General features: G+C 71.2%; 10 protein-coding genes. 9 read left to right on the top strand and 1 reads right to left on the bottom strand.

What is annotated here, in order from left to right; genetic code table 11:
- The first annotated feature begins 98 nt into the window (after positions 1-98).
- From VF697_RS09490 to VF697_RS09470, 5 genes are all read left to right on the top strand, one after another.
- Positions 99-1,571, top strand: coding sequence for a sensor histidine kinase (locus tag VF697_RS09490; RefSeq protein WP_331093461.1), 1,473 nt, complete (start codon positions 99-101; stop codon positions 1,569-1,571).
- A 194-nt stretch (positions 1,572-1,765) separates the two neighbouring features.
- On the top strand, positions 1,766-3,466 hold the full coding sequence (locus VF697_RS09485; RefSeq protein WP_331093459.1) for a PAS domain-containing sensor histidine kinase: 1,701 nt from the start codon (positions 1,766-1,768) through the stop codon (positions 3,464-3,466).
- A gap of 124 nt (positions 3,467-3,590) precedes the next feature.
- Positions 3,591-6,023, top strand: coding sequence for a PAS domain-containing protein (locus VF697_RS09480; RefSeq protein WP_331093457.1), 2,433 nt, complete (start codon positions 3,591-3,593; stop codon positions 6,021-6,023).
- Between the two features lie 82 nt (positions 6,024-6,105).
- The gene (locus VF697_RS09475; protein WP_331093456.1) at positions 6,106-6,492 is read left to right on the top strand and encodes a VOC family protein; all 387 of its coding nucleotides are present in this window, start codon (positions 6,106-6,108) and stop codon (positions 6,490-6,492) included.
- A 176-nt stretch (positions 6,493-6,668) separates the two neighbouring features.
- Complete coding sequence (locus tag VF697_RS09470) at positions 6,669-8,561, top strand: serine hydrolase (protein WP_331093454.1); 1,893 nt, start codon at positions 6,669-6,671, stop codon at positions 8,559-8,561.
- Here the strand turns inward: VF697_RS09470 and VF697_RS09465 are convergent.
- On the bottom strand, positions 8,551-9,111 hold the full coding sequence (locus tag VF697_RS09465; RefSeq protein ID WP_331093452.1) for an NUDIX hydrolase: 561 nt from the start codon (positions 9,109-9,111) through the stop codon (positions 8,551-8,553). The two genes, VF697_RS09470 and VF697_RS09465, sit on opposite strands and share 11 nt — an antisense overlap.
- A gap of 57 nt (positions 9,112-9,168) precedes the next feature.
- On the opposite strand from VF697_RS09465, the gene VF697_RS09460 reads away from it, so the two are divergent.
- The 4 genes from VF697_RS09460 to VF697_RS09445 all read left to right on the top strand — a co-directional run bounded on the left by VF697_RS09460 (position 9,169) and on the right by VF697_RS09445 (position 13,668).
- Entirely contained in the window at positions 9,169-10,578 is a 1,410-nt protein-coding gene (locus VF697_RS09460) for a sigma-54 dependent transcriptional regulator (protein ID WP_331093450.1), read from the top strand.
- A gap of 4 nt (positions 10,579-10,582) precedes the next feature.
- Positions 10,583-11,416 carry a hypothetical protein gene (locus tag VF697_RS09455; protein ID WP_331093448.1) on the top strand — a complete coding sequence of 278 codons (834 nt, stop codon included), beginning with the start codon at positions 10,583-10,585 and terminating at the stop codon, positions 11,414-11,416.
- Positions 11,416-12,417, top strand: a complete 1,002-nt coding sequence (locus tag VF697_RS09450; protein ID WP_331093446.1) for a type VI immunity family protein — start codon at positions 11,416-11,418, stop codon at positions 12,415-12,417. The genes VF697_RS09455 and VF697_RS09450 overlap by 1 nt, the downstream gene beginning before the upstream one ends.
- Before the next feature lie 183 nt (positions 12,418-12,600).
- Positions 12,601-13,668 (top strand): TetR family transcriptional regulator, encoded by a 1,068-nt coding sequence (locus VF697_RS09445; RefSeq protein ID WP_331093445.1) that lies wholly within the window; start codon positions 12,601-12,603, stop codon positions 13,666-13,668.
- Positions 13,669-13,793 lie beyond the last annotated feature (125 nt).

The raw sequence follows: 13,793 nt of genomic DNA, 5'->3' as shown, positions 1-13,793 counted from the left end.
CACTTCTGGACGTCCAGAAGTGAGGTCCCCCCGCGCTCTTTCAGCGGGAGTTGCACGCCAGGAGTTGAAAGAGGCGGTTAGGGTTCTGCCCTCCACCCATGCCGACCCAAGGCCCCCTCCCCTCCCGGCTCAAGGACGCGCTGGGCTCGCTCCCGGCGCGCCTGCTCGTGGCCTTCCTGCTGCCCACCCTGCTCTTCCTCGCGCTCACGGGCACGGCCGTCTACGCCCTGGCCCGCTCCATCCTCGAGGACGAGCTGGGCACGAGCCTCTCGGCCATCGCCGCGGCCACCGCCAGCCAGGTGAGCGGCGAGCGGATGCTCACCATCGAGCCCGGGGACGACACCTCGGAGACGCGCACCTGGCGCAACCTCGTGCGCCTGCTCACCGAGGTTCAAGCGGCCAGCGGCGTGCGCCGCTTGTACGTGGTGGACACCCAGGGCCGGGTGCGCGCGGACGTCGGCGGCGCGCTCCCCGTGGGCACCGAGGTGCCGGAGCTCGCGCGCGACAGGCTGGAGCTCTCCCGCGTCTTCTCCGGCCAGCGCGCCGCCAGCCAGGTGCTCTTCCAGGGCTCCGACGGGCGCCTCTACAAGACGGGCTACGCGCCCGTGCGCCGCGAGGGCGCGGTGGTGGGCGCCGTGGCGGTGGAGGGCAGCGCCGCCTTCTTCGGTCCGCTCTCCCGCCTCTCCCGGGGCTTCGCGGCGGCGAGCGCGGTGGCGCTCGGGGTGCTCGGGCTGGTGGCCATCTTCACCGCCCGGGGGCTCGCGCGTCCGCTGCGACGGCTGATGGACTCGGCGCTGCGCATCGGCCGGGGAGACCTGACGACGCCCGTGCCCCCGGAGCCCACGCGCGAGATTGGTGTGCTGGCGCGCGAGCTGGAGGTGATGCGCGGCGCCCTGGAGAGCCGGGACCGGCAGCTCAAGCTCATGCTGGCGGGCGTGGCCCACGAGGTGCGCAACCCCATCGGCGGCATCTCCCTCTTCTCGGGGCTCCTCGCGGAGGACCTGCGGGCCGGAGCCCACGCCGAGGCCGCCGGGCACGTGGCGCGCATCCAGCGCGAGGTGGAGTACCTCCAGCGCATCGTCGAGGACTTCCTCGCCTTCGCTCGCGAGCAACCCCTCTCCCGGGCGCCCGTGGCGGCGCCGGACCTCCTCCAGGAGGCGAGCGGCCTGCTCCTGGCGGACGCGGCGGCCCGGCGGGTGACGGTGGCGGTGGAGGCGGAGCCGGCGGTGCTGGAGGCCGACGGGAGCCTGTTGACGGCCGCGCTGGTGAACCTGGTGAAGAACGCGGTGCAGGCCTCGCCCCCGGGCGGCGAGGTGCGGGTGACGGGCCGCGGCGACGGGAAGGGCTACACCATCCGCGTCGAGGACCGCGGCTCCGGCGTCCCCGAGGCCGAGCGCGAGCGCATCTTCGAGCCCTTCTTCACCACCCGGGAGAAGGGCACCGGCCTGGGGCTCCCGCTCTCGCGCAAAATCGCCCGGGCCCACGGCGGGGACCTGCGGCTCGTCCCCTCCCCGGGCGTCACGGCCTTCGAGCTCACGCTCCCCCTGGGCACGGCTCCCTCCCTCCCGTAGTCCGACCCGGGGCCCTGGCCCTCGCACTCCTCGTCCCACCTGCTCGGAGTGGGAGCGGGACGGACCCCGGGAACCTGTTGCACGGAAGACAGCCCTCCCGTCGCCCCGGATCCGAGCCCGCCGGGACGCTGTAAGACACAAGAGGGGGCCCGGACCGACGACGGGGAGGGGCTGCCCCACGGAGAGCACTCGACGTGTCCCGCCAGTCCGACGGCGATCTCAGCGCGTACGACACGCTCGGCCCCTTCTTCAATGCCAGGGGCTCGGAGCAGCGGCTCGACACCGAGCGCGAGCAGTTCCGCCTGCTGGCCGAGGCCCTGCCTCAAATCGTCTGGACGGCGGGACCGGACGGCCTGCACGACTACTTCAACCGGCGCTGGTACGAATACACCGGCCTGTCGCCCGAGGAGACCCAGGGCGAGGGCTGGCAGCGCGCCTTCCACCCCGAGGACATGCCCGAGACGCTCCGGCGCTGGGCGCACAGCCTCGCCACGGGCGAGCCCTACGAGGTGGAGTACCGCTGCCGCCGCCTCGATGGCATCTGGCGCTGGTTCCTCGGCCGCGCCATCCCCGTGCATGACCCCCAGGGCCGCATCGTCCGCTGGTTCGGCACCTCCACGGACATCGACGACCACAAGCGCACCTCGGACGCGTTGGGCTTCCTCTCCGACGCGAGCGTGCTGCTCGCCATCTCGTTGGACCCCGAGGAGACCGTCCACAACCTCACGCGCCTGGTGGTGCCTCGGCTGGCGGACGGGTGCGCGGTGGACCTGGTGGGACCGGACGAGACCGTCGAGCGCGTCATGGTGACGCACCGCGATGCCTCGAAGGAGGCGCTCGGCTGGGAGCTGGCGCGCCAGGAGCCCGTGGACCTGCGCACCGCCGCCCACGGGCGCGGCTACGTCATCCGCACGGGGCAGTCGGAGCTGCTGGAGGTGATACCGGAGAGCCACGGGCTCGTGCGCGACCTGGGGCTGCGCTCCTCCCTCATCGTGCCGCTGGTGGTGCATGGGCGGACGCTGGGCAGCATCACGCTGGTGCAGGCCGAGAGCGAGCGGAACTTCTCCGTCGCGGACATGCCCCTGGCCGAGGAGCTCGGACGCCGGGCCGCGCTCGCGCTGGACAACGCACGCCTGTACCGGGAGAGCCAGCAGGCCGCGCTCCGGGCCGAGCACGCGCGCCACGAGGCCGAGCAGGCCCGCGCGGTGCTGGAGCGCAGCAACCAGGAGCTGGACCAGTTCGCCTACGTGGCCAGCCATGACCTGAAGGCGCCCCTGCGCGGCATCGCCAACCTGTCGCGGTGGATAGAGGACGACCTGAAGGACGCGATGAGCGACGAGACGCGCGAGCAGATGCGGCTGCTGCGCGGGCGCGTGGGGCGCATGGAGGCGCTCATCAACGGCATCCTCGACTACAGCCGCGCGGGCCGGGTGCGTGGCCAGCCGGAGCCCGTGGACGTGGGCCGGCTGCTGGCCGACTGCGTGGAGCTGCTCGCCCCGCCGTCCGAGGCCACCGTCGAGGTGGCGTCCGCCATGCCCACCCTGCACGCCGAGCGGGTGCCCCTGCAGCAGGTGTTCCTCAACCTGTTGAGCAACGCCCTGAAGCATGCCGGGCGCGCGGAGGTGCGGGTGCGGGTGGCCGCGCACGAGGTGGGCGCCTTCTGGGAGTTCTCCGTGGCCGATGATGGCCCGGGCATCGCCCCCGAGTACCATGAGCGCATCTGGGGTCTCTTCCAGACGCTGCGGTCGCAGGACGACCAGGCGGGCACGGGCATCGGCCTGTCGGTGGTGAAGAAGAGCGTGGAGTCGCGCGGCGGGCGCGCCTGGCTGGAGTCCGCCCTGGGCCAGGGCGCCACCTTCCGCTTCACCTGGCCCAAGCACCCCAACGTCCAGTGATGAACGGGACCGGCTGAAGAACGACCCGCCCGGTGTGGCCGGGGGCTCGTCCAGCCGGTCCTCTCCTGGCCCGCGTTGAGTGGAGGGCCGTGCTCGGCGAGGATGGGCGTGGGGTGGAGATTCCGTGAGAGCCGAGAACCACATGGAGCAGCCGCTGCGCTTGCTGGTGGCGGACGATGACGAGGTGGACCGGCTCGCGGTGCGGCGCGCCCTGCTCCAGGCGGGGATGAGCGCCCAGCTCGTCGAGGTGAAGGACGGGGCATCCGCGCTCGCCGCCCTGCTGGAGCAGCCCTTCGACTGCGTGCTGCTCGACTTCCAGATGCCGGGCCACACCGGGCTGGAGGTGCTGCGCAAGGCGCGGGCCGCCCTGGTGGAGACGCCCATCATCATGCTCACCGGCCAGGGCGACGAGCACATCGCCGTGGAGCTGATGAAGGCCGGCGCCACCGACTACCTCAGCAAGTCCGCGCTCACCGCGGAGCGGCTGGCCCACCTGCTGCGCCAGGCCCTGCGCCTCCACGAAGCGGAGCAGCAGCACCGCACCCTCGCCGAGGTGCTGCCGCACACCCTCTGGACGAGCCGGCCGGACGGGCAGCTCGACTACATCAGCCGCCGCGGGTTCGAGAGCCTGGGTCTGCCTCCCGGGGACATCACACAGTGGCAGCGGGTCATCCACCCGGAGGATCTGCCGCGGCTGCTGGAGCGCTGGCAGCACAGCCTGGGCACCGGGGAGAGCTTCTCGGTGGAGGTCCGCATCCGGCACGCCCGGGACGGCTACCGCTGGCACCTCGTCCGGGCCCTGCCCATGCGGGATGCCCATGGCCGCGTCGTTCGCTGGTTCGGCACCAACGTCGACATCGACGACCAGCGGCGGGCCCAGGAGCGCCTCTCGCGCCTGCAGGCCATCACCGCCGCGCTGTCCGAGGCGCCCACCCCCCGGCAGGTGATGGACGTCCTCATCACCCAGGGCGTGGGCGTGCTGGACGCACAGGCGGGGGCGGTGTGGCTGGTGTCGGAGGATGGCCAGACCCTCGAGCTGGCGAGTGCCAACTCCCAGGCGCGGGAGCTGGCGCGACACTTCGAGCGCATCCCGCTCGACGCCTCCCTCGCGGTGGTGGAGGCCGTCCGCCACGACAAGCTCGTCACCTACGCGGACCGTCAGGAGCGGGATCGCCGCTACCCCGCGATCGCCCGGACGGGCCTCCCCATCGAGGCCTCGGCGGTGATGTCCCTGCGTGGCAGCCGGGGCGTGATGGGGGCCCTGGTGGTGAACTTCACCCAGCCGCGCACCCTCCGGCCCGACGAGCAGGACTTCTTCCTCGCCCTGGCGCGCCAGGGGGCCCAGGCCCTGGAGCGGGCCCGCCTCTACGAGTCCGCGCAGCAGGCCCGCGCCGCCGCCGAGGCGAGCGAGGCCCAGCTGCGCAGCGTGCTGGCGGAGCGCGAGCGGATGGAGGCCACGCTGCAGGAGCGGGACGAGCGGCTGCGCGCGGCCCTCTGGGCGGGTGGCACCGGCACCCTGCGCTGGGACATCCGCACCGGCGCGCTCGAGTGGGACGAGAACCTGGACCAGCTCTTCGGCCTGCAACCGGGGCGGACGGTGCAGCGGCTGGAGGAGTTCCTCGCCCTCATCCACCCGGAGGATCGGGCGGAGGTGGAGCGCCGGTGCGAGGCGTGCGAGCGCGAGGGCGCGGACTTCGAGATGGACTTCCGCGTGAAGTGGCTGGACGGCCACGTGCGCTGGCTCAGCGGCAAGGGCAAGACGTTCGTGGACGCGAGCGGGCGGCCCCTCTACATGACGGGCGCCTGCGTGGACATCACCGTCCAGAAGCAGCAGGAGGCCGAGGCGCGCCAGCTCGCCGACTTCGAGCGGCAGATCCTCGGCATCGTCAGCCATGATTTGCGCAACCCGCTGAGCGTCATCCGCATCTCGGCCTCGATGCTGCTGGCGCGCGAGGGACTGGACGAGCGGCAGAGCAAGAGCCTCACCCGCATCATCTCCGCCTCGGACCGGGCCACCCGCCTCATCCGCGACCTGCTGGACTTCAGCCAGGCGCGGCTGGGCGGCGGCATCCCCGTGGAGCGCAAGAAGATGGACCTCTTCGAGCTGGTGCGCGGCGTGGTGGAGGAGCACGCCGCCAGCCACCCGGAGCAGGAGGTGGAGCTGGAGCAGGAGGGCGAGGGCGTGGGCGAGTGGGATGGGGATCGGCTCGCGCAGGTGCTCGGCAACCTGGTGGGCAACGCGCTCCAGCACGGCACCCCGGGCACCCCGGTGCGGGTGCGCTGCCAGGGCCTGCCCGGGGAGGTCCTCCTCGAGGTGCGCAACGCGGGCGAGCCCATCGAGCCGTCGCTGCTGCCCCAGCTCTTCGAGCCCTTCCGCAGGGGCCGCCACGCGGGCAGTGGAGCGGGGAGCGTGGGGCTGGGACTCTACATCACCCGGCAGCTCGTGCTGGCCCATGGCGGCGGCATCACGGTGACCTCCAGCGAGGAGGGAGACACCCGCTTCACGGTGCGGCTCCCGCGCCTGGCCCCGCCTCCCATTCCCAACCGGGCGGACTGACGCGACCGACCCCACGGGGTGTCCCCTCGCCCGTGGGGATGAGGTTAGGGTGGCGCCCTTCCCCTTCCCTCCCGGAGCCCCCGTGAAGACTCCCGCCCCCATCCTCGGCCTGCGCACCACCGTCTACCCGGTCACGGACCTCGCGAAGGCCAAGGCCTGGTACAGCCAGGTGCTGGGCGTCGCGCCGTACTTCGACGAGCCCTTCTACGTGGGCTTCAACGTGGGCGGCTTCGAGCTGGGGCTGGATCCGGACACCTCGGAGCTGAAGCCGGGAGCCGGGGGCGCTGTCACCTACTGGGGCGTGGAGAACGCGGACCGGACCTGGGAGCGCCTGATGCAGCTCGGCGCCGAGCCCGCCAGCCCCGTGCGCGAGGTGGGCGGCGGCATCCGCGTGGCCACCGTGAAGGACCCCTTCGGCAACCTGTTCGGGTTCATCGAGAACCCGCACTTCCCCAACACGGCGGCCTGAGCCCGAGCCTCGGCGGTTGACGGCCTTCATGCCCGCCTCGGGGGAGCGGGTGCCGGCCACCGCGCCCTGGGGGGGCGGGCCGGTCGCACTCCCCGTGGGGGTCGGAGGCGCCGTCCACCTTCCGGCGGGGAGGCCTGTTCCCTTTGGAGAATGAAATCCGTTAGAAATGTGCAGCTATGTCGAAGCCGTTTGGGGGGCCCTGGTGCCTGACAGCCCTGGTGCTCGCGCTCACCCTGGTGGGGGAAACAGCCCGAGCTGACGACGTGCTCCCCCCAGGGGAGCCGGAGTCGTTGGATGCCTTCATGGAGCGCGAGGTCACCGCGCAGCTCGAGCGCTACCACATCCCCGGAGCGACGGTGGCGGTGGTGCGGGACGGACAGGTGGTGCTGGCGCGAGGCTACGGCTACGCGGACGCCGAGCACCGTCGGCCCGTGGTGGCGGACCGGACGGTCTTCCGCGTGGCCTCCATCAGCAAGCTGTTCGTCTGGACGGCGGTGATGCAGCTGGTGGAGCGGGGGCAGCTGGACCTGGACGCGGACGTCAACACGTACCTGGAGGAGGAGCTCCGCCTCCCGGCGACGTACGCCCAGCCCATCACCCTCGCGCACCTGATGGCGCACGCCGGAGGCTTCGAGGTGCATGAGCGCCTCTGGGCGGGGGGTCCCCCACCCGACTCGCTGACCGAGTACCTGCGGCAACGCATGCCGGCCCGGGTGAGACCTCCCGGCGAGCTCTCGGCGTACTCCGATTATGGGACGAGCCTGGCCGCGCACCTCGTCGAGCGGGCGTCGGGCATGCCCTTCGAGCAGTACCTGCGGGAGAACCTCTTGGAGCCGCTGGGGATGAAGCGCAGCTTCTTCCGGCGCAAGGTGCCGCCCGAGCTCGCCGCCGACATGGCCCTGGGGCACACGCTGGAGGAGGACCACCTGCGTGCGCTCCCCATGGAGCAGGTGGTGGTGGCGTCCGGGGGCTCGATGATCACCACCGCCACGGACCTGGCCCGGTTCATGCTCGCGCACCTCCAGGGCGGGCAGCACGAGGGCCAGCGAATCCTGCGCGAGGAGACGGTGCGGCGGATGCACCGTCAGCACTTCACGCATGACCCCCGGCTGAGCGGGTGGGCCCACGGCTTCATGGAGTTCCACCTCAACGGCCAGCGACTCATCGGCCACATGGGGGACGCGTACCTGTTCCACTCGCTGCTGGTGCTGATGCCCCAGCACGGCACGGGGCTCTTCGTCTCGTACAACGGCCCGGGGGAGAAGTACGCCTTCGTCGCGCAGCGGGCGCGGATGGAGCTGCTCCAGGCCTTCCTCTCCCGCTACCACCCCGCCCCGCCCGCCGAGGCGCCCGCGCCCCTGAAGGTCTCCGCCGGGCGGATGGCCCGCTTCGCCGGGGGCTACCAGACGACGTGGAGGGCCTACGGCACGGCGGAGGCCTCGGCGGGATGGCGCGAGGAGATCCGGGTGGAGGACAACGGGGATGGCACCTTGCGAATCAAGGAGCCCGGCAACGAGCCCCGCAACTGGGTGGAAGTCGAGTCCAGGATGTTCCGCCTCGCCGACGACCCGACCTCCCTGGAGCGCGCCGTCTTCCGCGAGGATGCGCGAGGGCGAAGCACCCACCTGTTCTTCCAGAACCGGCCCTCGGTCGCGTACGAGCGGGCGCCCTGGTACGAGACGTCCCCCTTCACCTACGGGCTGCTCGCCGTCTGCATCGGGGCCTTCGCGCTCACCCTCATGGCGAGCAGCATCCGCTGGAACCCGAATACCGGCTTGCTGGCGGCCATCGGCTTGTTGAACCTGTTCTTCCTGATGGGGTTCATGATCCTGCTGCACCACCGGTTCGATGTCCGGGACGGCCACCCCCCACCCCTGCTCGGGGTCACCCTGGGCTGCGCCTTCCTGGCCTCGGTGCTCACCCTGGGAGCCGTTGGTTGGAGCGCCCGGGCGTGGTGGCTGCGCTCCGGGAGGCTGCGCGTGCGCCTGTACCTCACCTGCGCCACCCTGGCCGCCGTGGCCTTCATGGCCTGGCTCCACCACTGGCACCTGCTGGGCTTCAAGGCCTGACCACCGCCCGCGCCTTCTCCAGCAGCCGGCGCAGGGGCGCCTCGTCCACCCGCGCCAGCACCTCGTCCCACGTCAGCCACTGCGCACCCGCGGACTCGTTCGGGTCGTGCGCCAGCGCCTCCGGGTTGTCCACCTCCACCAGGTAGCGCACGTCCAGGTGCAGGTGCTCCGGCTCGTCCTTGCGCGCGGGGATGGTGTGGACGTCCACATCGAGAGGCCTCGGCCCGCGCGGGTGCAGCCGCACCTGGCATCCCGTCTCCTCGCGCGCCTCGCGCAGGGCCGTGGCCTCCATGCTGCCCGCGTCCGCCTCCTCCGCGTGCCCGCCCGGCTGCAACCACCGGTTGAACTTCCCATGGAGCACCAGTGCCACCCGCTCGCCCGCCGGGTCCACCACCACCGCACTCGCGGTGAAGTGCCCGCGCACCTGCTTGCGCGAGAAGGGCCGCTCCAGCTCGATGGCGAGGGTGCGCATCCGCGCCAGGTCCTCCCGCTCCTTCTCATCCGTGGGGACGTGGTGGGCCAGCAGCTCGAGCAGGGCGTTGCGGTTCATGGGAGTGCATTGTGCCCACTTCGACCTCGGGCGCCAGGGAGATGTAGGGTCGGGTCCATGGCCCGTATCCTCGTCATCGACGACCACGACACCCTCCGCGAGGGCATGGCGGTCACCCTCACCCGCTCCGGTCACACCGTGACGGCCGCCCGCTCCGGCACCGACGGCGTCGCCGCCTACAAGAAGACGCCCTTCGACCTCGTCGTCACCGACTTGAAGATGGACGGCATGGACGGCATCGCCGTCACCCGGAGCATCAAGTCCCAGGACCCGGCCGCCGTCGTCATGGTCGTCACCGCCTTCGGCACCATCGAGACGGCCGTGCAGGCCATGCAGCAGGGCGCCTACGACTTCATCACCAAGCCCTTCACCCCGGACGTGCTGCGCGCCAAGGTGGAGAAGGGCCTGGAGCTGTCCTCCGCGCGCCGCCAGGTGGAGAAGCTCTCCGCCCGCACCGAGGCCCTCGAGTCCGATGCCGCGCACGCCCACGGCAACCTGCTGGTGGGCGACAGCGAGCCCATGCAGCGGCTCGTCGCCATGGTGCGCAAGGCGGCCGCCACCGACGCCACCGTCTTCGTGCGAGGCGAGTCCGGCACCGGCAAGGAGCTCGTGGCGCGCATGCTCCACCAGCTCTCCCCGCGCAAGGACGGGCCCTTCGTCGTCGTCCACTGCGCGGCCCTGGCCGAGACGCTCCTGGAGAGCGAGCTGTTCGGCCACGAGCGCGGCGCCTTCACTGGTGCCATCAAGCGCAAGCTCGGCCGCTTCGAGCTCGCCGACGGGGGCACCCTCTTCCTCGACGAGATTGGGGAGATTCCGCACTCCGTCCAGACGAAGCTGCTGCGCGTGCTCCAGGAGAAGGAGATTCAGCGCGTGGGCGGCGAGGAGACGCTCAAGGTGGACGTGCGCGTGGTGAGCGCCACCCACCGCGACCTCCAGGCCGAGGTGAAGGCCGGCCGCTTCCGCGAGGACCTCTACTACCGGCTGCACATCGTCCCCCTGCTGATTCCGCCCCTGCGCGAGCGCCCCGAGGACATCACCGCGCTCGCCCGGTACTTCGTGGCCAGGCATGCCCCGCGGGTGAACAAGCGCATCCAGCGCATGGACGACAGCGCCCTGCGCGCGCTGGCGCGCTACGCCTGGCCGGGCAACGTGCGCGAGCTGGAGCACGTCATCGAGCAGTCGCTCGTCTTCGCCGAGGGCGAGACGCTCTCCGAGGCGGACCTCCCGACGCACCTCAGTGGCACCGCGCCCCGCACCGACTCGGGCCTGCCCGTGCCCATGGGGGACCGGCCCCTGCCCGACATCCTCGAGGACCTGGAGCGCCAGCTCATCGCCCGCGCCTACGAAAAGGCCGGCGGTGTGAAGACGGAGACGGCCCGGCTGCTCGGCATCAAGACGTCCGCGCTCTACTACAAGCTGGAGAAGTACGGCTTCATCTCCAAGGGCGAGCGCCCCGAGGAGTCGTGAGCGGATGGGTAAGCGCTCGAAGGGCGCGGAACAGTCCCCCGGGTTGGGCGTGCGGGCCCTGTTGGCGTTCGTTCTGCTGGCCGGGTGCGCTACGGGAGGCGTTCCCCCGGGGAGGCGGCATTACGCCCAGAGCATGAACTCGGCAACGGATGGCTGCCTGCGCAACCCCGGTTGCGTTGTCGTGGCACCGGGCGAAGAGGCGACCATCCCGTGGCTGTCGCGCGCCGTGGAGGCGGCCCGCACCGCAGCCACCGTCATGCGACTGCTGGACGTGGCCGAGCTGGCGCACGTCGAACAGGTACTGGTTGCGTGCTCCCAGGAGGCGAATCTCAAGATCAACGAGCGGGAATATGGCCCTGGAAAACAGCCCGACGACAACGAGTGTCGGAGAGTGGTCCGCCAGGAGCGGGGCGAGAAGGTCACGCGGGCCATCGAACTCGGGAGGATGAAGCACCACGAGGCCTTTGCCTGCATCCAGAGAGAACTCGGCAAGCTCCTCCCGGACAACTTCACCCTGGAGCCGACCTACAAGCTCGATCCGACGACGGGAAGGTGGCTGATGCTCGAGCCCAAGCTGGTGGCGAAGTGGGTGGCGGCCCAGCTTCTCGATCTCCTGCTGGGAACGCTGGTTCCCGACATCGTGATTCATGCCACGGGCAATCCGAACCAGATCCAGCGCGTTTATGACCTCAAGTTTCCCTGCGTAGCCAAGAGGAAGAGCAATCCCTTCTCGCGACGAGAGGATGAGGGCGTGCAGGAGCAGCTGAGCAACAAGTACGGCACGCTTGGAGGAGACAAGGCACCTGCTCTCGTCACACCTCAGCTTGGAGTCCAGTGATGGCTGAACACTATCCGCGCATCCGTCACTATTGGACCGGGCCCGAGGAGCGCCACCTCTTCGTCCGGGAGGCCTTGCGCATCACCTTCTACCTGCCGGGCTCACACAAAGAGGTGGCGCCAGCCGTGGAACAGGCGTTGGAGGTGTATCTCCGTGAGATAGAGGTGGGGCCGCAGACGCTTTGTATGTGGCTCGATCATGAAGGCGACTGGTTCACGCTGGACGAGAGCGGCTGGGACATCGTCCGAAGCAGGCTGCGTGTCGGCGAGATGAAGGACGCTCACACCTTCGAAGCTGAAGCCCTCCAGGGAATGCGGAAGAGGGGATTCGAGTCATCCGTCCACCTCTCTGGCGGAACCACCGACATCAGCGGCTACGAATTCCTCTACGTGGCTCGCTCACCGTGGCCCCTCTTCCCGGAAGAGGTCAGCATGGTGAGCTTTTCCCTGCCCACGGAGTACCTGGAGGAACACGGCCCGGGAAGGGTGCGGGAGCTGTCCATGGAGTTGGCCTCGGGCCTCCCCTTCGCCTCCGGTCACGCGGGGCTGGCCTTTCACCTGCCGGACATGTTCCAGCCCACCCTGAGTGCCATCCACGACGACTGCTTCCGTTACCCGGGAGTAGACGTGCCGGATCCTGGCATCAGGCTCTCCCTCGGCACGCGATTGAAAGGCGTGCATTGGCTGAACTTCCTGGGCCCGTCGGTGCTCGGGGAAATGGGCGGTGTGGCGGGTCTGCGCGCCAGGCTGCACTCGCCCGAAGCCACCGTGCAGGAGCTGGGCGGGGCGCGAGCCGTGGTGTCGCTGGGCACATGGCCCGAAGCTGGAGACCTGTCACGAAACCACGAGCTGCCAGCGTACCGTGGGTTGGCGCGCGTGCTGGAGCCCTGGTTGTACGAATACGAAGGCCCCAAACGTTGGAGCAACCTCCCGAATCGCGACCGCTGGAGCGGCTTCACGGATGAGGACATGCGGCGTTGGTGGCGCCGCTTCCTCGACTGACACCTCGCACCCTCGAAAATCCACCGCTCCCGCCACCCCCATCGTGGTTTTCCGTCAGGGCCACCCGCTCCGGACGGGAGTTGCCCAGGAGCCAACCCCGCGAAAATGCTCGGGTTTTACCGGCGACGGAACCTCCCGCCGCGAAGTGGCCCTGGCATCCGGCTTGCTGCGAGGAGGATCTTGATGAAGCGCCTCCTGCACGCCCTCCTGCTGAGCCTCCTCCTGGGTACGCCCGCCTGGGCGACCTCGGGGCTGGACGGTCCTCGGAGCGAGGCGCGGACGGCGCGCACCCAGGTGCGGGAGCTGCGCGAGCGCCAGCAGGTGCTGCGCGGGGAGCTGAACACCCTGGCCGGACGCATCGAGTCCCTCAAGACCGAGCAGCAGGGCCGGCTGGTGGCGGGCCCCGAGCTGGAGTCGGCGCTGCGGCGCTCGCAGGAGCTGTCCGGCGCGCTCACCGGGCTGGCCCAGTCGCTCGCCGGAGCCGAGGCCGAGTCGGAGCGACGCAACCTGGCGCTGTACACGGCGCTGTCCGACGAGCTGGTGCGGGTGCGCGCGTCCTGGGAGTCCACGAGTGACCGCGAGGCCCGCGCCGGCTTGATTGCCCGCATGCGCGACCTGCGCGCCGAGCGCGACGCGGTGCGTGCCGCGCTGCCTGCCTCGCAGGTGCCGGCGTTGAACCCGGCTCAGGCGAGCGACGACCCCGAGGACCTGCTGGAGCAGGCGGACGCGCTGCGCGACTCCGAGGACAAGGTGCGCCAGCGGCTCCAGGCCCTGCGCGCCCGCATCACCGAGGTGCGCGAGGAGCGCGAGCTGGACCGGCGCATGAGCGACTTCCTCGGCGAGGACTCCGTCTTCGACGAGCAGGACCGGCGCATGCGCCTGCGCTTCGACTTCTCCTCGAAGAGCATCCAGGTGGACGCCACCCCGCCTACCCGGAGCGTGCTCCCCGGTGGCGCCGCGGAGGTGGCCTCTGACGACGCCGCTCCGCCCATGAGCGCACCCGGCGGCGGCCTGCCCGAGGCGCCCAGCGCGCCCGACGTGCCCGCGCGCCCCTCGGAGACCTATACCCCTCCGGCCCGCGCCGCCGACACCCGCCCCCAGGTGGGCACGGTGCGCGCCCAGGCGCTCGCCAGCGGCGAGCCGGAGGACCTGGGCGGCCTGGAGACGGAGGCCGCCCGGCTCGAGTCACTCGCCCGCGAGCTGGACTCCCGCGCGGACACGCTGGAGCGCCGCGCTCGCGAGCTGCGCTAGGCCCCACTCACTCCGTCAGCCGCACCTGGACGTCCAGCTTCACGGTGGCCTGCAGACGCACCTCCTTCGAGGGCATGCGACCCTTGCCCTGCACCCGGATGGTCATGGAGGGCGCGGTGATGAAG

The organism is Archangium sp., assembly GCF_036388035.1.
Taxonomy (GTDB): Bacteria; Myxococcota; Myxococcia; order Myxococcales; family Myxococcaceae; genus Archangium.
The sequence above is the reverse complement of the archived record's forward strand: the minus strand, read 5'-3'. Positions and strand labels throughout refer to the sequence as shown.